Genomic DNA, 21,356 nt, shown 5'->3' with positions numbered 1-21,356 from the left:
GGCAATCCCGCCGGCCAGCCCGCCCGCTTGTCAGAAGATGGCTCAGCGCCCGGTCCACTTCCGCGGCCGGCGCCGATGAGCCGGGGTATAGAGCCCTCGAATTTGCCCGTCAACAGCCCTGTTCCATCTCCGGGCTGTTCTTTCGCACGGCCCGGGCGATCGCTGCCGCGGCGCCTCCCTGCCCTCTCAGGAGGCCAGAGAGGTCCGGGATCCGGTCAGTACCCCTTCTTCACCTGCGCGAGCGCCGCGCTGAGCCCCTGGGCTACCCGCGCCCGCTCGTCCGGCCCGGCGTCGCGCGCGACCAGCGCCTGCTGCCGGCGCGAGACCAGGGTCAGGCGCTGGAGGCCGTACTCGTCGTCCTCGACCGTCTCGAGCTTGGTCCAGAGCGGATTGAACCGCCACTCCCGCCGCTCACCGCGGTGGCTGACCCGGGCGAGCAGGATCTCGATCTGCGAGATCATCACCTCCTCGAAGGAGCGTCCGCGCCGGAAGCTCACCTTCAGCGCCGCGTAGATCGCCAGCATGTCGAGGCCGAAGAAGCCGGCCACGGGCCAGAAGCCCATGCGCCACGCCCAGACCGACACGGCGACCGAGACCGCGCAGCAGCCGGTCATGACCACCCGGAAGCCGCGCCGGCTCAACGACTGGTGCGGCCGGATCGTCGCGGTGAAGACGGGCCGGTCGATCGTGTCCGGATCGAGCCCGTACGGGTGGACGGAAGGATTGCCGCTCGCCATGCGATCCATATAACGCGCCGATGCCCGCCAGAAAGACTCCCCCGCCCGTGACGGATCGCGCCGGTCGCGCCGCCGCGGGACCGGCCGAGATCGCGTCCGAGACGGTATCCGGGACAGCCCCGACGCGGCGGGGCAAGGGCAGGTCCGGGAGCAAGGCCGAGGGAGCGTCTAAGAAGGCGTCCGGGCGGGCGTCCAAAGGAGCATCAGAGAGCGCCGTCTCCGCGCGGCTCGGGGGTCCGATCGAGCCGGCCGTCACCGCGCAGGTGGATACGGCTCCCGAGGCCGTTGACGCGGCGGCCCTCGCCGAGATCTTCCGCCGCTTCCATGCGGCGGAGCCGGAGCCCAAGGGCGAGCTCCACTACGTCAATCCGTTCACGCTCCTCGTCGCCGTGGTGCTGTCGGCCCAGGCGACCGACCGCGGCGTCAACCTCGCCACCGGCCCGCTCTTCGCGGTCGCCGACACGCCCGAGAAGATGCTGGCGCTCGGCGAGGACCGGGTCCGCGACTTCGTGCGCACGATCGGGCTGTTCAACACCAAGGCGAAGAACGTCGTCGCCCTCTCGCGCATCCTCGTGGAAACGCACGGCGGCGCGGTCCCGGCGAGCCTGGAGGCCCTGCAGGTCCTGCCCGGGGTCGGTGCCAAGACCGCGAGCGTGGTGCTCAACATCGCCTTCGGGGTTCCGCGGATCGCCGTCGACACCCACATCTTCAGGGTCTCGAACCGGATCCCGCTCTTCGTCGGCGCGACGACCGACAAGGTCCAGGCCGGGCTCGAGGCGATCGTGCCGGATGCCTACCGACTCCACGCTCATCACTGGCTGATTCTCCACGGACGCTACACCTGCAAGGCGCGCAAGCCCGAATGCCCACGCTGCCTCATCGCCGACCTCTGCCGCTACCCGTCCAAGACGATCGATTGACGACCGCACGACGACGGCGAGACGCGCGCGCGACGGGTCGCGGAGGTCGTCCCGGGCACGTCCCGACCGGCCTCCGCAATCCCGCCCTGCGGGCTAACGCGTTGTGCTGGAAGCCCGCTTCCGCTAGTTTGGCGGCCGGTCGCCGGGGCCCTCGGGCAGAGGCCGTCCGGCGGCCCGACCTCGCGTCCGGTCGCCGCGCCGCGGATTCCTCCCCATCGTCGCGCATCAGGAGCCTCGGCCCATGGACTTCCTCAAACCACGGTACACGCCTATGAATCGCCGCCGTCGCATCTACGAGGGCAAGGCGAAGGTCCTCTACGAGGGGCCGGAGCCCGGCACGCTCATCCAGCACTTCAAGGATGACGCGACGGCCTTCAACGCGAAGAAGCACGAGGTCATCGACGGCAAGGGTGTGCTGAACAACCGGATCTCGGAGTTCGTCTTCCAGCACCTCAACGACATCGGCGTGCCGACGCACTTCATCCGCCGGTTGAACATGCGCGAGCAGCTGATCCGCGAAGTCGAGATCATCCCCCTCGAGGTCGTGGTGCGCAACGTCGCGGCCGGGTCGCTGGCGACGCGCCTCGGCCTGGAGGAAGGCACGCAGCTGCCGCGCTCGATCATCGAGTTCTACTACAAGAACGACGCGCTGAACGATCCGATGGTCTCCGAGGAGCACATCACCGCCTTCGGCTGGGCGACGCCCCAGGAGATCGACGACATCATGGCGCTGGCGATCCGCGTCAACGATTTCCTGTCGGGTCTCTTCCTCGGCGTCGGCATCCGGCTGGTCGACTTCAAGATGGAGACCGGCCGTCTCTGGGAGGGCGACATGATGCGGATCGTGGTCGCCGACGAGATCTCCCCGGATTCCTGCCGGCTGTGGGACATCAAGTCCTCCGACAAGCTCGACAAGGACCGGTTCCGCAAGGATCTCGGCGGCCTGATCGAGGCCTATACCGAGGTCGCCAAGCGGCTCGGCATCATGTCGGAGAACGAGAAGGTCCAGGGCGGCGGCCCGCGTCTCGTGCAGTAGGCCCGGTCAGGCGCCCGGCCGGCGCAGGGGCGCCGGTCCGGCCTCGGGAAACCCCGCGCGCAGCCGCGCGTGGGTCGAGAGTTCCGGGTCGAAGCCCGGGTGATAATGGGGGTCCTGCACCAGCAGCGACCCCCATCGCGTTCTCAGCGCCGCGATCTCGCGCACGTGGCGGGCCCGGGCCTCTCGGGTCCAGCGGCGGCTCGCCGCCTCGCGGTGATGGAGGACCGCCCCGGGGACCAGGAGCGTGCGGTAGCCGGCCGCGTTCAGGCGCAGGCAGAGATCGACGTCGTTGAAGTCGACCGCGAAGACCGCCTCGTCGAAGCCGCCGACCGCGCGGAACTTCGCCGCCTCGACGGCCAGGCACGCGGCGGTCACCGCCGACACCGTGTGGGTGACGCGCAGGGCCCCGAGGTAGCCGGGGGCATCGCCGGGAAAGTGCCGGTGCCCGTGGGTGACGAGGCCGCCGGTGCCGAGCACGATGCCGCCGTGTTGGATCCGGCCCTCGCCGTCGAGGAGCTTGGCACCGACCGCCCCCACGTCGGGACGGAGGGCCTCCCGGGCCATGCGGGACAGCCAGTCGGGCCGGAAGGCCTCGACGTCATTGTTGACGAAGACCAGCAGCCTGCCGCGGGCGCGGGCCGCGGCGGCGTTGTTCATCGCGGCGAAGTTGAACGGCCCGGGCCAGGGCACGACGTGCCCCCTCCCCTCCCCCTCCAGCGCCCGCAGGTAGGCCAGCGTCTCGGGCTCGCGACTGTCGTTGTCGCAGACGATGATCTCGGTCGACGGCCAGTCGGTGCAGCCTCGGAGGCTCTCGAGGCAGGGGCGCAGGAGATCCAGGCGATCGCGGGTCGGCACGATGAGGCTCGCCAAGGGCCGCTCGTCCGGCAGGGGATGCTCGACCTGCACGAGACCGTCGAGCCCGACGGCCACGCCAACGCCCTCCCGCCCTGTCCGGTCGAGGTGATCGCGCACCAGCGCGTGGTGGGGGACGCGCCCGGTTTCGCCGCCCCGCGTCGCGGTCGAGGCGCCGCGCCGGACCGACAGGATCTCCGGCAGGTGGCCGATGGCGCCGGGACCGAAGCGCTCCGCGATGCGGAATGCGGCCTCGGCGGGACTGCCGGGATCGTCGCCGGGCTCGAGGGCGCCGCGTCGGCAGGCCAGCACGGGTCCGAGATAATCGAGGGCCGCGAGCCGGTCGGCGTCGAAGACCGGCGGCAGAAGCGGCAGCACCGCGCCGCCGGGTCTCTCCTGCACCAAGGCGTCGCCGTACAGCGCCTGCAGGTCGGGCTCGCGCGCGAACGCGGCGGCGATCCGGCCGGGCGCACCGGCGACGAGGACCCCGTCGCCGATCAGGCGGATCGCGTCTCTTGGACCGGCCGGCGCGGAGGGGAAGCGGTCGAGGATCCCGGGCGGCAGGGCGAGCCGATGGTCGATCCCGATCAGGGCGGCGAGCGCCTGCCGGGCGCGCAGGCGCTTACCCGTCACGCGCGCGCGCAGGATCGCGGCCGCCGCCCGGGGATGCGCGAGGAGCTGGCGCGTCGCGCCCACCAGCGCGCGCCAGGAGCGGCGCGACGGTCCGAGATAGGTCGCGGCATCGTGGCCCGACGCGCCGTCCGATGCACCGTCCGACCGCGACGTCATTCCAGGTCCTCGCCGAACGTCGTGACCGACAGGGCGGGGTGGTAGAACGGATCGTGCCGGATCGCGGCCCGCCAGCGCTCGGAGAAGCGGGCGGCCTCCTGCTCGAAGCGGGCGCGCTTGGCCCCGACGGACGGACCGCGGCTGACGGATTCGAGATGGGCCAGCGTCGCGGCCGGCGTCCAGACCGTCTTCCAGCCGGCGGCGCCGAGGCGGAGGCAGAAATCGACGTCGTTGAAGTCGACCGGGAATGCCTCGGCGTCGAAGCCGCCCACCGCCAGATACTTCTCCCGCGCGACGGCGAGGCAGGCGGCCGTCACCGCCGAGACCTCGTGCGCCACCCGCAGCTGGCCGAGATGGCCGGGCGTGTCACCGGGCCGGCGGCGCAGGATGTGGCCGGCCCGGCCGCCGAGTCCGACGACGACGCCGGCATGCTGCAGCGTGCCGTCGCCGTAGAGAAGCTTCGCCCCGACGGCGCCGACCTCCGGTCGGTACGCCTGCCGGACCATGGCCTCGAGCCAGCTCGGCTCCAGCACGGCGACGTCGTTGTTCAGCAGGACGACGATCGTCCCGGACGCCGCGGCGACGCCGGCGTTGACCATCGCGGCGAAGTTGAAGGGCTGCGGGTCCATGAGGATCCGGACGCGCGGATCGCCGCGCAGGGTCGCGTAGTGGTCGAGCACCGCTGGATCGGTGGAGCCGTTGTCGACGATGATCAGCTCGATCGCCGCGTAGGCTGTCTCGTGGAGCACCCCGCGGCAGACGCGGGTGATCAGGTCGAGGCGGTCGCGCGACGGGATGACGACGCTCACCAGCGGCACCGGATCCGGCAGGGGCCACGCGAGGCGAACGGCACCGTCGTGGATCCCGGCGCGGAACAGCGGCTGTCCGGACCGGTGCGCGTCCAGGGCCGCGGCCCGGGCCGACGGGTCGAGACCGTCTCCGGCGGTGCGGGCGAGGATCCGCGGGACATGCGCCACCCGCGCGGCGGTGCTCATCGCCGCGATCGCGATGGCCGGCGCGAGCGCGGCCATCGGGCCGACCGGGCGCGCCATGGCCGCGGCCAGCCACGCCCGCGACAGGAGCAGGGGAAACCCGGGATAGCCGGTCGCCAGGGCGAGGTCCGGGCTCCAGTCCGGCTTCAATTGCGGGCGACCGTCGGGGCCGACCGCGTCGCCGTAGGCGATGTCCGCTCCCGACAGGGCCTGGGCCAGCAGCGCCAGGGCCTCCGGCTCCGGGACGTCGCCGGGGCGCAGCAGGCACAGGGCGTCCGCCTTGCCGGAAAGTTCGTCGAAGCCGGAAGCCGCATCCCAGGTTCGATGCGACAGCGGCCCGTCGACCGATGCGGGCGGCGTCCCCGCCCACGCGACCTGGATCGAGTCGGGGCGGTGCGTCTGCGCGTTCAGCGCGTCGCGCGTGGCCGACAGCGGCGCCGCGTCCTCGGCTCGCGCGAGAACGACGCAGCGGATCCGCAGGGCGGAGGGCGCGACGCGGGCGGGCCGGGTCCGGGCGGCGGCCCAGGCCGGGAACCGGGCCATCGGGGTCACCGCGCAGGCGCCGCGCAGGATGTCGCGGTAGCGCCGTTCCGAGCCGCGGGCGCGCTCGTAGAGGGCGGAGACACAGCGCCAGGGCCTGCGCAGGAGGCACTGCGCGAGCACCTCGACCTCGCGCCGGGCGCCGACCCGCTCGAGGGCGAAGTCCGCACCGGCAGAGAGACGGATCTCCCGGGTATCGGAGGGGATCAGCCCGAGCCAGTGGGCGAGCCCCTGCGCGGCTCCCGGCAGGAGGAAGTCCTGGACCGTCTCGTCAGGCCCTCGCAGGACGCGGAGGATCGGGCGCCGGGGCGCATTCGTCGGATCGCCGGCATAGCTCAGCACGATCCAGCCGGCGGGATGGTCCGGGAGCACGAGGCGGCGATCGAAGACGGGATCGTCCGTGGATTCCAGCCGGAACCGGGTCTTCCGGCCGAGCCAGAGCCTGTCGCGGCCGGTCCGGGCAATCAGCGGGGTCGGATCGCCGAGGCGCGCCGCGGCGTCACTGGGCAGCGTCGCCTCCGCCGGGTGGCGCCGCGGCGACAGCCGGTTTGCGGCGGCGCGGTTTCGCGGCGGTCTTGCCGCCCGCACCCTTGCCGGTCCCGACACCCACCGCGATGTCGTAATCGGCCGTCATGGCGGCCGGAACCTGCAGCTCGTCGGCCACGACCGTGGCGAAGCCCTGCGCCTCTCCGGGCCCGACGATCACGCCGGCCCGCTCGGTGCGGCTCGAGACGGTCTTGCCGTCGTGGCGGATCTGGAACGTCACCGGCACATCGAACCGGCCCGGCGCGCCCGCCGGCCCGAGCAGGACGTTGATCTCGGCGCCCACCTTGACGGTGATCGAGCCGTCCTGACGCCGCGTGCATTCGCGGGCGAGACGGCCGAGGGAGAACTGGGTGCGCACCGTGTCGCCCGCGAGCGTGCGCGAGGCGGCCCCGCCCTCGGCGACCTCGACCGTCGGGCAATAGGCCGGGTCGAGGGCTTCGGGTTGCGACGGCGGGACCGTCGTGCCGCCGTACTTGAACAGGTTGGAGAAGATGTTGCCCTCCTCGGCCCGGCCCGGGGCCGGGGCGGCGAGCGACGCGGCGAGCACAAAGCCGCCGAGCCGGAGAGCGACGGTCCGGCGCCGGGCCATGTCCGGGGACCGCGTGAGGCTCCTGTTCCGATGTCCGATCATCGCACGGCTCCCGAACCGCACCGTCATTTCAGGCTGTCGAACCCGGCCGCGAAGCCCTTCATCGACAGCGGGATGCCGACGCCCTCCTCGGGCGTCTGGAACACGATGAAGGTGGCCTGCGTGCCGTTCTTGAACTGGCGGATCAGCCCGTCATCCATCACGACCTCGGCCACGCACCCGGTGGTGAGGCAGCGGACGAAGCCGGCGCGGCCGATATCCGTCTGGTCGATCTTCAGGCCGAGTCCGGAAGGCAGGAGAACGCCCAGCGGCGCCACCACCCGCAGCAGGTAACCGCGATTGTCGGCGGTCTTGAGGACGATGACCACGAGGGTCAGATTGGGTCTGTCCTCGGCGGCGAGATACTGGACGAGGGCACACTGCTCGGCCTTCGCGCCGGCCGGCGTCTCGCAGCGCAGCTGCCAATCGTCGAAGGTCTTGCGCACCATGCCCTGAGCCGCGGCCGGCCCGGCGGGCGCCAGTGCCGCCGCGACGAGGGCGAGGAGAACCGGCAGCGCGGCGCGCCGGAAACGAACGAGCCTCGCGTGAAGCGGCACCACCGATCCCTTCGGAACGCTCCGGCCGAGGACCGGCGGGAGCCGTACAATCGGGCGTGTTCCGACCATGGTCCGCCCCGCGCTGTCAAGCGATGCGGGCGCGGTGTTGCGCGTCGGCGCTACCCGTAACGGTTTCAGCGGCCTAGATTGTGTTCGAACACTCCTCCAGCGCCGGATTTTGACGCCGTGATGCGCCCGCTCACTCTCTCGGCCGCCTGCTTGGTGGCCACCCTCGCGCAGGCGGGAGCCCAGTCCCTGCCGGTCGGAGAGACTACCTACATCGAACGCTCGCTGAACCACTCGGACACGCTGGTGATCGAGCATCCGCCCGTGGCGGCGAACCCGTACGGCCGCCGCAACGGTCAGGCGGCCATCGCCGGCTACTGCAGGGACGGCGGCCTGGTCCGCCGCCGGGACGAGTTCGGCAACCCGGTGATCATCCGCCAGCGGGAGATCTGCGACAGCGTCGCGCCGCGCACCCTCAGCCCCGGGCAGGTCGATCCCCGCCCGAGCTGGCCGGCGGATGCCGTGGCGCGCCAGCGGGTGCTCCGCGTCAAGGGCTGAGGCGGGGCTGATGCGGGTCTGAGGTCGGCTCAGCCGTAGCGATGCAGGCCGGTGCCGTGGCGCTTGAGCCACGCTTCGGCAGCGTCGGTGTTCGGGCAGAGCGCCTGCACCAGCGCCCAGAAGCGCGGAGAGTGGTTCATCTCGCGCAGATGCGCCATCTCGTGGGCGACCAGATAGTCGAGCACCATCGGCGGCGCGAGGATCAGGCGCCACGAGAAGTTCAGCTCGCCGCGGGCCGTGCAGGATCCCCAGCGACTGCGGGTATCGCGCAGCGTGACCCGGACTGGCCGCTGCCCGAGCCGCGCCGCGTAGCGCTCGATCGCTTCGGTCAGGTCGCGCTTGGCCTCGCGGGCCAGGAAGTCGCGGACCCGGCGCGCCACGTGGGCGGCGTCGCACGACACCGACAGCACCGCCTCCCCCTCGACGGGCTCGATGCGGACGGGACCGCTCCGGGTGCCGCGCTGGCTGATCCGGTGGGGCTCACCGCGGAGCGGCAGGCTGGCTCCGAGCTCGAAGAGCACGCGGGTCGGCACGCGCGCCAGGCGCGCGGCGATCCACTCCGCGTGGCTCGCCGCGAAGCGCTGCGCCGTGTTGATGGCGGTGCGGCTCGGCAGGGTGATCACGGCCTCGCCGGTGGCGGCCGACACGCGGAGCGTGATGCGGCGCGCGGTCGGCCGCCGACGGAGGGCGATGCGGAGGCTGGCCCCCTCGTGCTGGACCTCAAGATGATCGGGATCGGGGCGACGCAGCAGCGCGAGGGGCATGCGCGACTTCTAGCTGGGCCGGGCCCGGGGCTCCAGATCCCGCGTCTCTGAATCGCCGCGGCGGCCTCAGCTGGCGAGGGCCCGGGTCCAGACGTCGGTCTCGGGGAGGACGAGGAGCGCGGCGGCGGCCAGCGCGATCCCGTACGGGATCCCGGTCTTGGCGTCGTGCAGGTGCAGGGCGAACGGCATGCGCGCGATCCGGCCGGGCAGCGGGTGCGTCCGCGCGAACAGGATCGCCAGGGTCAGGGCGCCGCCGAACACCGAGGCCACAAGGAGGTAGTCGCCGAGGCCGTCGAAGCCGAGCCACAGGGCCGTGGCGGCCGCGAGCTTCGCGTCGCCGCCGCCGATGACGCCGAAGGCGAACAGCGTGAACGTGACGAGCAGGACGACCGCACCGGCGGCGCAGTGGAAGCCGACCTCGGTCCAGCTCATCGAGCTCGTCAGGGCCAGCAGCGCGAACCCGGCCACGAGGGCGAGGGAGATCCGGTTCGGGATCAGCATGGTGAGCAGGTCGCTGGCGGCCGCGTAGGCCATCAGGAAGGGAAACAGGATCAGGAGACCGAAACCGGCCGGGCCCAGACCCGCCAGTCCCAGGCTTGCCGTCGCTGAACCGACCATCTCGGCGCCCATCTCGTCGCAGCCTGTCGCGTCACACAATACGGTCCGCCCCGGCGGAGTGCCGGCCGGTCCGGACCTCGGATGTGCCGGGCGGCGAGCGCCGCCGCGAACAACGGCGATCCCGGCAGGCCGGGAACCCCCGCCTCTCTCCGGGTTGCGAGGAGAAGCGGGATGTCTCGAACCTGCCGCAGATCGGACGGGTCTCGATCAGTTCAGGTTGCCGGAGATCTGGCTGAACTTGCTGGTCAGGCTGGTGCCGACCGTCTTCAGGGCGGTGATGATGGCCACGGCGATGAGGGCCGCGATCATGCCGTACTCGATCGCGGTGGCGCCGGACTCGTCCGAAGCAAAACGCGTGAACAGGGTCTTCATAGAGGGTGATCCTTCGATCAACACAGAGCGAGATAAAACTTGCGCGATGCCCGATGAAGAATTTTCAGGTCTCGATCGGCGGCCTGCACAGACTGCCGATTACGCCTTGAAAATCGGTTAAATCGATCCCGCACCGACCTAAAAGGCTGTCTCGCTGCGAGTTTGGTGAAGGTTGGGTTTCACCGATACGGCACAGTGCCGCGACTTGGTCTTGCTTAGCGCTTCCTTCACGGGTTCCGCGCTAGCCTCGGGCCTCGGGTAGGCTCTCTTCGACCGCCCGCCGTCTTGAGGAACCCCGATGCGTCGCACCCTGTCGATCGCGGGCCGCGCCGGCCTCGTCGTCCTGCTGACGGGCGCCGCGGCCGCGGCCGGCCAGCCCGATCTGCTGCCCGTCGTGACCGTTCTCGTCGACAACGCCAAGGTGCTCCGCCTGCCGGAGAAGACGTCGACCGTCATCGTCGGGAACCCGATCATCGCCGAGGTGACGCCGCAGAAGAACGGCGTCCTCGTGCTCACCGGCAAGAGCTTCGGCTCCACCAACCTGATCGCCCTCGACAACGGCGGCGCCATGATCGCCGAGACGACCATCCGGGTCGAGGCGTCGCGGGACTCGACGATCACGGTGCAGCGCGGTCTCGATCGGGAATCCCTGTCGTGCACGCCGGGCTGCCAGCCGTCGGTGCAGCTCGGCGACTCGGCCAGCTACTTCGGTGCGACGAGCGGTCAGGCCGATGCCCGTCGCAAGCTCGCGACCGGCGGCGGCGCGGGCACGGTCCCGGCGGCAGATCACTGACCGGGCCGGGGTTCCATCGCGACATCGGCCGCGGCCTGGGGCAGGATCCCCCGGCCCTCGCCGATTCGCCGCGATGCCGCGGGGGCGCTGACGCCAGGGAGACGTCGAGGCCGATGTCCGCCATCACCCGCAATCCGCCGCCGCCCGCCGTCGACCCGGCCGTGCTGGCGGCCTTCCGCGATGTCTCGACGGCCACGATCAGCGACTGCCTGGCGCGGATGCCGGTCCTGGCCGGCCTGCGCCCGTTCCATCGCGGCGGGACGCTCGTGGGAACGGCCTTCACGGTCCGCGTCCGGAGCGGCGACAACCTGGCCATCCATCAGGCACTGGAAGAGGTCCGCCCCGGCGACGTGATCGTGGTCGACGGCGCCGGCGACACGAGCCGCGCGCTGGTGGGCGACATCATGAAGGCCATCGCGGAGAGCCGGGGCGTGGCCGGCTTCGTGATCGACGGCGCCGTGCGCGACACGGCGGCGTTCGCGGGCGCGGACTTCCCCTGCTACGCCCGCGACGCGACGCCGCGGGGGCCGTTCAAGACGGGCCCCGGCGCGATCAACGTGCCGGTCTGCGTCGGCGGCTGGACGGTGAGCCCGGGGGACGTGGTGGTCGGCGACGCCGACGGCGTCGTGTCGTTCCCGCCCGGCGACGCGGCCGCCCTGCTCGACGCCGTGCGGGCGCAGGCGGCCCGCGAGGCGGAGGTCCTGGAGCAGATCCGGGCCGGTCGCTACGACGGCCGCTACGCCCGGGTGGCGAAGGCCTGATCGGGCCGGGCGCCCTCGGGCGCCTGCAGGCGCCGCCACAGGGCATCGGCCGCACCGCCTCGGCCCTCGCGCGTCCGGAACAGCCGGATCTCCACCGGAACGTCCAGCTCCTCCGGGCCTGCCCGCACGAGCTGTCCGCGGGCGATCGCCGCCTCCGCGAGCGTCACCGGGAGCCACGCGACACCGTCGCCCTCCTGGGCCATGGTCATCAGCGTCGCCGCCAAGTGCGACGTGAAGGCCGGCTCGTGGCCGGCCGCCACCCCGCTCGCCGCCAGGATCCGGCCGAGCCCCGAGGCCTCGCCGTAGGCGAGGTAGCGGACCGCCCCGGTCAGGGGCCAGAGCGGCGCCCCTTCGGACGCCGGTGCGCAGAGCGGCACGAGGCTGTCCGCGCCGACGCGGACCGACTCGCAGCGGCCATCGTCCAGGGGCGTGGGGAGGTCCGCGCGGTGGTGGCACAGGAGGAGTTGCACCTCGCCGGCCAGCAGGATCGCCTCGCAGGCCGCCATGCTGTCCGAGATCAGGTTGAGGGCGCCCAGCGTCTCGAAGGGTGCGTGCCGGCGGATCCAGCCGGAAAAGAACGTGAACGACAGCGCGTGCGTGGCCGCGATCGCGAGGCTCGCATCCGCGCGCGCGCCCGCGGCCCGCGCCTCGCGGCACGCCCGGTCCAGGCCCCGCATCAATTCCTCGGCGTGCGGGCGGAAGCCCGTTCCGGCGGCGGTCAGGTGCGCCCCTTGCGCGCTCCGCAGGAACAGCGGCGTCCCGAGCCACGCCTCGAGCGCGCGGATCCGTCGGCTGAAGGCCGGCTGCGTCACGTGCCGGACCTCGGCGGCCCGCGAGAAGGTCCGGTGCTCGGCGAGCGCGAGGAAGTCCCGCACCCAGTCCAGATCCATAGCGCCTCTCCGACAGGACGGGGCCGATGCCGCCCGCGCATCGCGCGCTCCGGAAACGGCATTGGCTGACCGGGGGCCGCCGACGCTATGGCACCGGGACGCACCGGGGAGAGTGAGCCATGCGCATCGTCGACGTCCGCGAGGTCACCAAGCCGATCGCATCGCCGATCCGCAACGCCTACATCGACTTCTCGAAGATGACCACGAGCCTCGTCGCGGTGGTCACCGACGTGGTCCGCGACGGCCGGCGGGTCGTCGGCTACGGCTTCAACTCCAACGGCCGCTACGGTCAGGGCGGCCTGATCCGCGAGCGCTTCCGCGACCGGATCCTGGAGGCCGACCGGGACAGCCTCCTCGTCGATGCGGGCGACAACCTCGACCCGCACCGGGTCTGGGCCGCGATGATGCGCAACGAGAAGCCCGGCGGCCACGGCGAGCGCTCGGTGGCTGTGGGCACCCTCGACATGGCGATCTGGGACGCGGCGGCGAAGATCGCCGGGAAGCCACTGTTCCGGATGCTCGCCGAGCGGAAGGGCGTCGCCGCCGACCCGCGGGTCTTCGTCTACGCGGCCGGCGGCTACTACTATCCCGGCAAGGACGATTCCGCCCTCCGCGCCGAGATGCGCGGCTATCTCGACCGCGGCTACACCGTCGTGAAGATGAAGATCGGCGGCGCACCGCTCGAAGAGGACCGGCGCCGGATCGAGGCCGTGCTCGCCGAGATCGACGGACGGGGCCGTCTCGCGGTGGACGCCAACGGCCGCTTCGATCTCGAGACCGCCATCGCGTACGCCCGGATTCTGCGGCAGTACCCGCTGTTCTGGTACGAGGAGGCGGGCGACCCGCTCGACTACGCGCTCCAGGCGGCGCTCGCGCCCTACTATCCCGGGCCGATGGCCACCGGCGAGAACCTGTTCTCGCACCAGGACGCGCGCAATCTCCTGCGCTACGGCAACATGCGGCCCGACCGCGACTGGCTGCAGTTCGACTGCGCGCTGTCGTACGGGCTCGTGGAGTACCTGCGCACCCTCGACGTTCTGGCCGAGTTCGGCTGGTCGCCCGCCCGCTGCATCCCGCATGGCGGGCACCAGATGTCGCTCAACATCGCGGCCGGCCTCGGCCTCGGCGGCAACGAGAGCTACCCGGACCTGTTCCAGCCCTACGGCGGCTTCCCCGACGGGGTGCGGGTCGAGGACGGCCACATCACCATGCCGGACCTGCCGGGCATCGGCTTCGAGGGCAAGTCGGACCTCATCGCGGAGATGCGCGCCCTCGCGGCGTAGCGCATCGCTCAGCGCGGCCTTGCGGAGCGCGGCGCCGCGGTGGACGATGGCGCATGGATTCCGGCCCCCTCACCTACGCGATCGGCGACGTCCACGGCTGCGCGGCCCTCCTCGACGCGCTGCTGGAGCGGATCGCCGACCATGCGGGCGACCGTCCCCACCGGCTGGTCTTCCTCGGGGACTACATCGACCGCGGCCCGGACAGCGCTGCGGTGCTCCGCACCGTGAGTCGCCTGAACTGGGCCGAGCCCGAGCGCGTCGTCTGCCTGATGGGCAATCACGAGCGGATGCTGCTCGACGCACTCCAGACGGAGAGCGCGGCCGCGCACTGGATGTACAACGGCGGCGAGGCGACGCTCGATTCGTTCGGCGCGCGGGATCCTGCCGGCCTCCCCCGGGACACCCTCGACTGGATCGAGGCGCTCCCGACGCTGCACGGTGACGGCGCCCACTGGTACGTGCATGCCGGCCTGCGGCCCGGCACGGACGCCCTCGGCTCGGACGCGCACGACCGCCTCTGGATCCGCGAGCCGTTCCTCGAGGGCGACCACGATTTCGGACGGCACGTGGTCCACGGCCACACGCCGCAGCGGAGCGGGCGCCCGGAAGTGCGCCGGTTCCGCACCAACCTCGACACCGCGGCCGTCTACGGCGGCGCGCTCACCGCCGGGATCTTCTCGAACGCGCAGGGGCCGGCCCTGGAGTTCCTGCAGGTGAGAGCATCATAGGGCGCGGCGGCGCCGTCTTTGCGAGCGGAGCGAAGCAACCCAGGGCAGCGCCGCATCGCGCGGCCCGGCGCTGCGTGGACTGCTTCGCTCCGCTCGCGAAGACGCTGGCCCGCGGGCCGCCGGCCGGACCTGTCAGACCCCGCGTCGCGCGGGCACCAGCGCGCAGAGGATCCCGGTGAGCCAGCCGCCCATCAGGGCGAAGCCGCCGGTGGGCGCCGCCATCGGGAAGAGCGCGTGCTGGAGCCACGCGCGCACCGAGAGGTCGCCGCAGAACAGGATCAGGCCGGCGACCAGCAGCCCGGCCGCGACGCGCGCGAGACCGGCCCGGACGAGGCCCGCGGCCCCCAGACCGACCAGCGCCAGGATGGCGGGGGCGTGGAACAGCAGGAACTGCGCCGCCGTCTTCAGCGAGTCCGCCCCGGGGATGTGCGCCGCGGCGGCGCTCAGCGCGACGCCGAGCAGCCCGGCCAGGGCGGCGAGCGCCGCGAGCGCGCGGTCGACACCCGCGAGTCTCACGCGCCGCGCTCCGCCAGGAGCTTGGCGATGGCCGCGCGCAGATCCGGTACGCCGGAATCGTCCCGGCTCGAGGTGAGGATCACCTGCGGGTAGGCGGCCGGCCGCTTGGCGAGCCCCGCCTCGATCCCGGCGATGCGGCTCGCGACCTCGCCCTTCTTGAGGGAATCGCCTTTGGTCAGCACGACCTGATAGCTCACCGCGGCCTTGTCGAGGCCGTCGAGGACGTCGGTGTCGATCGACTTGAAGCCGTGCCGGGCGTCGATCAGCATGAACACCCGGGCGAGGTTGGCGCGGCCCTTGAGGTAGGCGTGGATCAGCCGGGTCCACGCCTCGACCTTGGCCTTCTCGACGGCGGCGTAGCCGTAGCCGGGCATGTCGACCAGCGACAGGCGCTCGCCGATCCGGAAGAAGTTGAGCTGCTGCGTCCGCCCCGGCGTGTGCGAGGTCCGCGCCAGGGTGTTGCGCCCGGTGAGCGCGTTGATCAGGCTCGACTTGCCGACATTCGAGCGCCCCGCGAAGGCGATCTCGACGCCCTCCATGGGCGGCAGCCGGTCGAGGATCTGGGCGGCCGCGTAGAAGTCGGCCGGGCCGGCGAAGAGAAGGCGGCCGGCCTCGAGGAGGTCGGCCGCGTCGTCGTTGGTCTCGCTCACGGCGTCTCGCCCGTCAGCTCTTGGTGGCGGCCGCCTTGGTGCCGCCGCGCTTGAACGTGGTGCGGAGGTTGTCCCACAGCTCCACCTTCACGCCGTTACGGCGCATGATGACGTATTGCTGGATCACCGACAGGGTGTTGTTCCAGGCCCAGTAGATCACCAGGCCGGCGGGGAACGAGCCCAGCATGAAGGTGAACACGATCGGCATGAAGGTGAAGATCTGCGCCTGGACCGGGTCCGGCGGCGCGGGATTCATCTTCATCTGCACGAACATCGTGATGCCCATGATGATCGGCCAGACGCCCAGGTGCACGAAGTCGGGTGCCGGGAACGGCAGCAGGCCGAACAGGTTCACGATGCTCGTCGGATCCGGCGCCGCGAGGTCGCGGATCCAGCCGAAGAACGGCGCGTGGCGCATCTCGATGGTAATGAACAGGACCTTGTAGAGCGCGAAGAAGACCGGAATCTGGATCAGCACCGGCCAGCAGCCGGCGACCGGATTGATCTTCTCCTTCTTGTACAGCTCCATCGTGGCCTGCTGCTGCTTCATGCGGTCGTCCTTGTACCGCTCGCGGATGGCGGCCATCTCCGGCTGCACGGCCTTCATCTTGGCCATGGAGACGTAGGACCGGTTCGCGATCGGCAGGAACAGCAGCTTCAGGCAGAAGGTCACCACCAGGATCGAGACGCCGAAATTGCCGAACAGGTGGTAGAAGAAGTCTAGCGCCCGGAACATCGGCTTGGTGATGAAGAAGAACCAGCCCCAATCGATCATCAGATCGAAGTGCTTGATGCCGAGGTCCTTCTCGTAGTTGTTGATGACGTTGACTTCCTTGGCGCCGGCGAACAGCCGCTGCGTCGCGGTCGCCGAGGCGCCCGCCGCGAGATTCACGGCATCGCCGCGCACGCTGGCTTGGTAGACGTTGGTGGCACCGTCGGTCCGGTCGGTGAAGGCGCCGGTATAGGGCGCGTCCTGATCGGGGATCGCGGCCGCCGCCCAGTACTTGTCGGTGATGCCGACGAAGCCGCCGGTCACGCCGCTCCAGGCCTTGCCCTTGGTGTTGGCACCGCCGTAGGCGCCCTCCTTGGCGAGCTTGTCGTAGGTGAATTCCTGCAGGCCGTCGTTGCCGAGATAGCCGATCATGCCCTCGTGCAGGACGTAGTAGCCCTGGGTATGCGGCTTACCCCAGCGGGAGACGAGGCTGTACGGGTAGAGCGTGATGGCGCCCGAGCCCTTGTTCTCGACCTCGTCGCGGATCGTGAACATGTACTTGTCGTCGACCGCGATGATCCGCTTGAAGACGAGGCCGGCGCCGTTGTCCCAGGTCAGGGTCACGGGCATGCCGGGCGACAGTGTCTTGCCGTCGCTGGTCCAGAGGGTGTCGTTGGTCGGCAGCGGACCGGCATTGGCGCCGACCCAGCCGAACTCGGCGTAGTAGGGCGTCTCGGTCCCGGCCGGCGAGAACAGCACGATCTCGGGGCTCTTGGGGTCGATGGTCTCGTGGTAGTTCCTGAGCGAGACGTCGTCGACGCGGCCGCCCTTCAGGGCGATCGAGCCGGAGAGCGCCGGGGTCTCGATCCGGACGCGCGGCGAGCGGGCCAGCGCCGCCTCGCGGGAGACCGGGCCGCCCTGGGCGGTCGGCAGCGTGCCGGGCGCGGGGGCCGCCGGGCCACCCTCCTTCGGGGACGGCGAGGGCACGCCGTCCGGGGTCACGCCCGGGGGCTGCTGCTGCGCGGCCTTGTTCTGCGCCTCGATCTGGCGCTGCTGCTCCATGCGCGGGCCGGCCACGAAGTACTGCCACCCGAGCAGCACCAGCAGCGACAGGCCGATGGCCACGAACATGTTCGTCTTGTCATTGCCCATCAGGGACACCGCCGCACGCGTTCGGAGTGGCAACAGGAACGTCGCCGGCCCCGGGGGACCTGCGCGCGCCTGTGATTCGGGGATCTCTGTCGCACCCCTGCGACGGGCCGATGTCGGCACCGCCGGGTGGGGCCGCCTGCGCGGAGGCGCGGCCGGCTTCGTGCGGGAGAGAGGACGACTGAGAAGTGGCCGTGTCAGGAGCCGGCTTGGAGCGCCGGCCGCCGGATCGACCGGGTGACCTGTCCCCGCGGGGCGCGGCCGCGCGGGTCACCGCGGGAATCGCGCGGCGCAGATCCTCGGCGAGGGCCTCGAAGGAGGCTTCGAGGGCGGGGCGGCGGGCGATCAGCACGATGTCGGCCGGAAGGCCCGCGAGCTCGCTCGGCAGATCGGACGCGACCAACCCCACGGCAGCGCGGAGTCGGCGGCGGATGCGGTTGCGCTCCGTCGCGTGGCCGACACGCTTCGTGATGGTGAAACCGAGACGGAGGCCGGGGCAGACGTCGGGGTTCCGAAGACGCCCCTGCGCGGTCATACGCTCGGTGTGGAAGCGACGCCCCTCGGCTGCCGCCAGGAAGTCGGGTCGTTTCTTGAGCCGCTCGATCGTCGCCATCGATGGTTCGATCCCGGCCGATACCACTTGCCTCGTGGCGCGGATGCGTCGGAGCGTCCGCGCCGGCGAGGATCAGGCCTCAGGCCGACAGGCGCTTGCGGCCATGGGCGCGACGGCGCGCGATGACCTTGCGGCCGCCGGCGGTGGCCATGCGCGCACGGAAACCGTGACGGCGCTTACGGACGAGCTTGCTCGGCTGGTAGGTTCTCTTCATGGCTCAGAGCCTTCAAAGGTCGAGGCGCGCTCGCGGGCAGCTATTGCTGCACCCGACCTTCACGCGTCCTGGTTGTCTGCAAACACGAAGGGCGCCCATGCGGGGCGCCACGTCGCGAGTGGCGGGCTTATGGCGGATGGGCCCCGCGAAGTCAACGTTTCGCGGGGCTCAATGACCCTCGAACTGCATGAGGGTGCGCACCTCGACGCCCAGGTCGCGCAGGCGCTGCGCGCCGCCGATCTCGGGCAGGTCGATGACGAAGCAGGCGGCCACGATCTCGGCGCCGATCTTCTGGAGCAGGTTCACGGCCGCGATCGCGGTGCCGCCGGTGGCGATCAGGTCGTCGACCAGCAGCACCTTGTCGCCGGGCCGTACGGCGTCGACGTGGATCTCGATCTCGTCGGTCCCGTACTCGAGGGCGTAGGCCATCGAGACAGTCTTGTGAGGCAGCTTGCCCTTCTTGCGGATCGGCACGAAGCCGCAGGAGAGCTGGTGGGCGATGGCCCCGCCCAGGATGAAGCCCCGGGCCTCGATGCCGGCCACCTGGTGGATCTGTCCGCCGGCGTAGGGATGCACCAGGGCGTCCACCGCCCGCCGGAAGGCACGCGGGTCGCTCAGCAGCGTGGTGATGTCGCGGAAGATGATCCCCGGCTTCGGGTAATCGGGAATCGAGCGGACCGATTCCTTCAGCGCGACGTGGCGGCGGGCTTCCATGCGTTCGGCCTTCCGTGGGGAACCGCGGGCTTAAAGCAGAAGCCCGACGGCCTGACCAGTCGGTGGCGGCTCAGGCCGCCTGGACCTTCTTGAGGATGGCGACGAGGTCCCGGTGAAGCCCCTCGTTGCCGCAGGCCACCGACCGGGGCGCCAGCGGCTCGGCCGCGCCGTCCGCCGAGGTCACGAAGCCGCCCGCCTCGCGCACCAGGATCACGCCGGCGGCGAAGTCGTAGGTCTGGAGGTCGCGCTCCCAGTAGGCGTCGAGGCGGCCGCAGGCCACGTAGGCCATGTCGAGGGCCGCCGAGCCCATCCGGCGGGTCCCGCCGGCCACCGCCATCACGGCGCCGAGCTCGCGCAAGAGGCGCGGGTGGCTGCCGCGACCGAGATAGGGCGTGCCGTAGCCCACCAGCGCGTCCGCCATGTCCTGGCGGCCGGAGACGCGCAGGCGCCGGTTGTTGAGATAGGCGCCCTTGCCGCGCTCGGCGACGAACAGCTCGTCCTTGATCGGGTCGAAGATCACGCCGGCCACGATCTGGCCCTCGCGCTCGAGACCGACCGAGACCGCGAAATGCGGCACGCCGTGCAGGAAGTTCGACGTGCCGTCGAGGGGATCGATGTGCCAGGTGTGGCTCTTGTCGGTCCCCTCGATGATCCCGTTCTCCTCGAGGACGAGGCTGTAGCCCGGACGCGCCTTCATCAGGGCGTCGCGCAGCACCTCCTCGGCCTTGCGGTCGGCCGCGGAGACGAAGTCGCCCGGACCTTTGCGCGAGACCTGCAGGTTCTCGACCTCGCCGTAGTCGCGGCGCAGGCCGCGCGCGGCCTTGCGCACGGCATCGACCATGACGGTCATGAGGGGTGAGGAGATCATAGGCGGACTTTTCGCGGATGAGGATTGGCGCCGTCGTTACAGGTCGGCGCCGGAAAAGACGAGATGGGGACGGGACATGGAAGCGCTGCGGGCCGCTGCCTCAGCGCGGAGCCGGCGCGGTCAGGCCGGCCTCAGCATACCGGCGCGCCCGTCTTTGCGAGCGGAGCAAAGCAATCCAGGGCAGCAGGCCGGCCGCGGATGTGGCATCCCTGGGTTGCTTTGCTCCGCTCGCAAAGACGGGCGCCCGCAACACGGCCCGGCCGGGACGGCGGCGCGGATCCTACTCCGCGGCCTCGACGAAGACAGTGCCGGCGCGGGGCAGGTCCAGGGCCTGCCAGGTCTCGCCCAGCGCCGCGGCGAGGCGCTCGATATGCGCCGCGTCGTGGAACGGCGACGGCGTGATCCGCAGCCGCTCGGTCCCGCGCGGCACCGTCGGGTAATTGATCGGCTGAATGTAGATCGCGTGGTGCTCCAGCAGATGGTCCGCCGCCGCCTTGCACAGCTCGGCATCGCCGACCATCACCGGCACGATGTGCGTCTCGGTCTCCAGGACCGGAAGCCCCGCCGCGCTCAGCGCCGCCTTCGTGGCCGCCGCCTGACGCTGGTGCGCCTCGCGCTCCGCGCTCGAGCGCTTCAGGTAGCGCACCGACGCCCGCGCCGCCGCAGCCACCGCCGGCGGCAGCGCCGTCGTGAAGATGAAGCCCGGCGCGAAGCTGCGCACCGCGTCGCAGATCGCCGCCGAGGCGGTGATGTAGCCGCCCACGCAGCCGAAGCCCTTGGCCAGCGTCCCCTCGATCACGTCGACCCGGTGCATGACGCCGTCGCGCTCGGCGATGCCGCCGCCGCGCGGGCCGTACAGGCCGACGGCGTGGACCTCGTCGAGGTAGGTCATCGCGCCGTAGCGCTCGGCCAGGTCACAGATCGCGCCGATCGGCGCCACGTCGCCGTCCATCGAGTAGACCGACTCGAACACGATCAGCTTGGGCCGGTCGCCGGCCTGCCGCAGCAGCTCCTCGAGATGGGCGAGGTCGTTGTGGCGGAAGATCGTCTTGGCGCACCCGGAATGGCGCACGCCCTCGATCATCGAGTTGTGGTTGAAGGCGTCCGACAGGATCAGGCAGTCGGGGATCAGCTTGGCGATGGTCGAGATGCCGGCTTGGTTCGAGACGTAGCCGGAGGTGAAGACGAGACCGGCCTCCTTGCTGTGCAGGTCGGCGAGCTCGCGCTCCAGGTCGACCAGCGGCGAGGTGTTACCGGCGATGTTGCGGGTGCCTCCGGCGCCGACGCCGCAGCGGGCGGCGGTCTCGGTCATGGCGGCGACCACGTCCTTGTGCTGGCCCATGCCGAGGTAGTCGTTGGAGCACCACACGGTGATCTCGGTGGTCTTGCCGTCCGGCTGGCGCCACTTGGCGGTCGGGAAACGCCCCGAGATCCGCTCGATGTCGGCGAACACCCGGTACCGCCGTTCCCCGTGCAGCTGATCCAGGGCCCCGCGGAAGTAGCGCTCGTAGCCGGATCCGGCGCGCGTCGATCCCGCTTGGGCGAGCATC

At 71.4% G+C, this 21,356-nt stretch carries 24 protein-coding genes; 7 read left to right on the top strand and 17 right to left on the bottom strand.

Annotation, left to right across the window (positions count from 1 at the left end; genetic code table 11):
- Positions 1 to 215: 215 nt before the first annotated feature.
- Positions 216 to 737, bottom strand: coding sequence for a DUF2244 domain-containing protein (locus ABIC30_RS15620; protein WP_020092482.1), 522 nt, complete (start codon positions 735 to 737; stop codon positions 216 to 218).
- A gap of 239 nt (positions 738 to 976) precedes the next feature.
- On the opposite strand from ABIC30_RS15620, the gene nth reads away from it, so the two are divergent.
- Both nth and purC read left to right on the top strand, forming a co-directional pair.
- Positions 977 to 1,657 carry an endonuclease III gene (gene nth / locus ABIC30_RS15615; RefSeq protein WP_042669674.1) on the top strand — a complete coding sequence of 227 codons (681 nt, stop codon included), beginning with the start codon at positions 977 to 979 and terminating at the stop codon, positions 1,655 to 1,657.
- A 241-nt stretch (positions 1,658 to 1,898) separates the two neighbouring features.
- The gene (purC, locus tag ABIC30_RS15610) at positions 1,899 to 2,693 is read left to right on the top strand and encodes a phosphoribosylaminoimidazolesuccinocarboxamide synthase (protein WP_010684691.1); all 795 of its coding nucleotides are present in this window, start codon (positions 1,899 to 1,901) and stop codon (positions 2,691 to 2,693) included.
- Between the two features lie 6 nt (positions 2,694 to 2,699).
- On the opposite strand, the gene ABIC30_RS15605 is transcribed toward purC, so the two are convergent.
- Genes ABIC30_RS15605 through ABIC30_RS15590 form a run of 4 tightly spaced genes read right to left on the bottom strand, consistent with a single transcriptional unit; the run spans position 2,700 to position 7,600 of the window.
- Complete coding sequence (locus ABIC30_RS15605) at positions 2,700 to 4,334, bottom strand: glycosyltransferase (protein ID WP_020092485.1); 1,635 nt, start codon at positions 4,332 to 4,334, stop codon at positions 2,700 to 2,702.
- Complete coding sequence (locus ABIC30_RS15600; RefSeq protein WP_354455680.1) at positions 4,331 to 6,454, bottom strand: glycosyltransferase family 2 protein; 2,124 nt, start codon at positions 6,452 to 6,454, stop codon at positions 4,331 to 4,333. Before ABIC30_RS15600 ends, ABIC30_RS15605 begins: the two co-directional genes overlap by 4 nt.
- Entirely contained in the window at positions 6,366 to 7,043 is a 678-nt protein-coding gene (locus ABIC30_RS15595; protein ID WP_354455678.1) for a hypothetical protein, read from the bottom strand. The genes ABIC30_RS15600 and ABIC30_RS15595 overlap by 89 nt, the downstream gene beginning before the upstream one ends.
- 23 nt (positions 7,044 to 7,066) lie before the next feature.
- On the bottom strand, positions 7,067 to 7,600 hold the full coding sequence (locus ABIC30_RS15590; RefSeq protein WP_012320430.1) for an invasion associated locus B family protein: 534 nt from the start codon (positions 7,598 to 7,600) through the stop codon (positions 7,067 to 7,069).
- A 186-nt stretch (positions 7,601 to 7,786) separates the two neighbouring features.
- On the opposite strand from ABIC30_RS15590, the gene ABIC30_RS15585 reads away from it, so the two are divergent.
- Entirely contained in the window at positions 7,787 to 8,161 is a 375-nt protein-coding gene (locus ABIC30_RS15585) for a hypothetical protein (RefSeq protein WP_020092489.1), read from the top strand.
- Between the two features lie 29 nt (positions 8,162 to 8,190).
- Here the strand turns inward: ABIC30_RS15585 and ABIC30_RS15580 are convergent, their stop codons facing one another.
- The 3 genes from ABIC30_RS15580 to ABIC30_RS15570 form a co-directional block, all read right to left on the bottom strand.
- Positions 8,191 to 8,925, bottom strand: coding sequence for a M48 family metallopeptidase (locus tag ABIC30_RS15580; protein ID WP_354455676.1), 735 nt, complete (start codon positions 8,923 to 8,925; stop codon positions 8,191 to 8,193).
- A 66-nt stretch (positions 8,926 to 8,991) separates the two neighbouring features.
- Positions 8,992 to 9,543: an A24 family peptidase gene (locus ABIC30_RS15575; protein ID WP_165923093.1), complete on the bottom strand. Its 552-nt coding sequence runs from the start codon at positions 9,541 to 9,543 to the stop codon at positions 8,992 to 8,994.
- A 207-nt stretch (positions 9,544 to 9,750) separates the two neighbouring features.
- A complete protein-coding gene (locus tag ABIC30_RS15570; protein ID WP_012320434.1) occupies positions 9,751 to 9,915 on the bottom strand; it encodes a Flp family type IVb pilin in 165 nt (54 codons plus the stop codon).
- Between the two features lie 298 nt (positions 9,916 to 10,213).
- On the opposite strand from ABIC30_RS15570, the gene ABIC30_RS15565 reads away from it, so the two are divergent.
- Both ABIC30_RS15565 and ABIC30_RS15560 read left to right on the top strand, forming a co-directional pair.
- Positions 10,214 to 10,708: a pilus assembly protein N-terminal domain-containing protein gene (locus tag ABIC30_RS15565; RefSeq protein ID WP_020092492.1), complete on the top strand. Its 495-nt coding sequence runs from the start codon at positions 10,214 to 10,216 to the stop codon at positions 10,706 to 10,708.
- A 113-nt stretch (positions 10,709 to 10,821) separates the two neighbouring features.
- Positions 10,822 to 11,469 (top strand): RraA family protein, encoded by a 648-nt coding sequence (locus ABIC30_RS15560; RefSeq protein WP_132367238.1) that lies wholly within the window; start codon positions 10,822 to 10,824, stop codon positions 11,467 to 11,469.
- Here the strand turns inward: ABIC30_RS15560 and ABIC30_RS15555 are convergent.
- Complete coding sequence (locus tag ABIC30_RS15555) at positions 11,445 to 12,359, bottom strand: LysR family transcriptional regulator (RefSeq protein ID WP_354455673.1); 915 nt, start codon at positions 12,357 to 12,359, stop codon at positions 11,445 to 11,447. The two genes, ABIC30_RS15560 and ABIC30_RS15555, sit on opposite strands and share 25 nt — an antisense overlap.
- Positions 12,360 to 12,478: 119 nt before the next feature.
- On the opposite strand from ABIC30_RS15555, the gene ABIC30_RS15550 reads away from it, so the two are divergent.
- Together ABIC30_RS15550 and ABIC30_RS15545 are read left to right on the top strand one after the other, a co-directional pair.
- On the top strand, positions 12,479 to 13,642 hold the full coding sequence (locus ABIC30_RS15550) for a mandelate racemase/muconate lactonizing enzyme family protein (RefSeq protein ID WP_020092495.1): 1,164 nt from the start codon (positions 12,479 to 12,481) through the stop codon (positions 13,640 to 13,642).
- Positions 13,643 to 13,695: 53 nt separating this feature from the next.
- Positions 13,696 to 14,370: a metallophosphoesterase family protein gene (locus ABIC30_RS15545; RefSeq protein WP_354455670.1), complete on the top strand. Its 675-nt coding sequence runs from the start codon at positions 13,696 to 13,698 to the stop codon at positions 14,368 to 14,370.
- A 132-nt stretch (positions 14,371 to 14,502) separates the two neighbouring features.
- Here the strand turns inward: ABIC30_RS15545 and ABIC30_RS15540 are convergent, their stop codons facing one another.
- The 8 genes from ABIC30_RS15540 to hemA form a co-directional block, all read right to left on the bottom strand.
- Positions 14,503 to 14,886 carry a DUF423 domain-containing protein gene (locus tag ABIC30_RS15540; protein WP_020092497.1) on the bottom strand — a complete coding sequence of 128 codons (384 nt, stop codon included), beginning with the start codon at positions 14,884 to 14,886 and terminating at the stop codon, positions 14,503 to 14,505.
- A complete protein-coding gene (yihA, locus tag ABIC30_RS15535; RefSeq protein WP_056526930.1) occupies positions 14,883 to 15,536 on the bottom strand; it encodes a ribosome biogenesis GTP-binding protein YihA/YsxC in 654 nt (217 codons plus the stop codon). The genes ABIC30_RS15540 and yihA overlap by 4 nt, the downstream gene beginning before the upstream one ends.
- A gap of 13 nt (positions 15,537 to 15,549) precedes the next feature.
- Positions 15,550 to 17,400 carry a membrane protein insertase YidC gene (gene yidC, locus ABIC30_RS15530; protein ID WP_020092499.1) on the bottom strand — a complete coding sequence of 617 codons (1,851 nt, stop codon included), beginning with the start codon at positions 17,398 to 17,400 and terminating at the stop codon, positions 15,550 to 15,552.
- Positions 17,390 to 18,010 carry a ribonuclease P protein component gene (rnpA, locus tag ABIC30_RS15525; RefSeq protein WP_020092500.1) on the bottom strand — a complete coding sequence of 207 codons (621 nt, stop codon included), beginning with the start codon at positions 18,008 to 18,010 and terminating at the stop codon, positions 17,390 to 17,392. Before rnpA ends, yidC begins: the two co-directional genes overlap by 11 nt.
- A 79-nt stretch (positions 18,011 to 18,089) precedes the next feature.
- A complete protein-coding gene (gene rpmH / locus ABIC30_RS15520) occupies positions 18,090 to 18,224 on the bottom strand; it encodes a 50S ribosomal protein L34 (protein WP_007558110.1) in 135 nt (44 codons plus the stop codon).
- A gap of 168 nt (positions 18,225 to 18,392) precedes the next feature.
- On the bottom strand, positions 18,393 to 18,938 hold the full coding sequence (locus ABIC30_RS15515; RefSeq protein WP_012320444.1) for an adenine phosphoribosyltransferase: 546 nt from the start codon (positions 18,936 to 18,938) through the stop codon (positions 18,393 to 18,395).
- 70 nt (positions 18,939 to 19,008) lie between these two features.
- Positions 19,009 to 19,806, bottom strand: coding sequence for an inositol monophosphatase family protein (locus ABIC30_RS15510; RefSeq protein ID WP_026604817.1), 798 nt, complete (start codon positions 19,804 to 19,806; stop codon positions 19,009 to 19,011).
- 280 nt (positions 19,807 to 20,086) lie between these two features.
- The gene (gene hemA, locus ABIC30_RS15505; RefSeq protein ID WP_244603189.1) at positions 20,087 to 21,355 is read right to left on the bottom strand and encodes a 5-aminolevulinate synthase; all 1,269 of its coding nucleotides are present in this window, start codon (positions 21,353 to 21,355) and stop codon (positions 20,087 to 20,089) included.
- Between the last annotated feature and the right edge of the window lies 1 nt (position 21,356).

Origin of the sequence: Methylobacterium sp. 1030, assembly GCF_040544715.1 — a bacterium.
Taxonomy (GTDB): domain Bacteria; phylum Pseudomonadota; class Alphaproteobacteria; order Rhizobiales; family Beijerinckiaceae; genus Methylobacterium.
The sequence above is the reverse complement of the archived record's forward strand: the minus strand, read 5'-3'. Positions and strand labels throughout refer to the sequence as shown.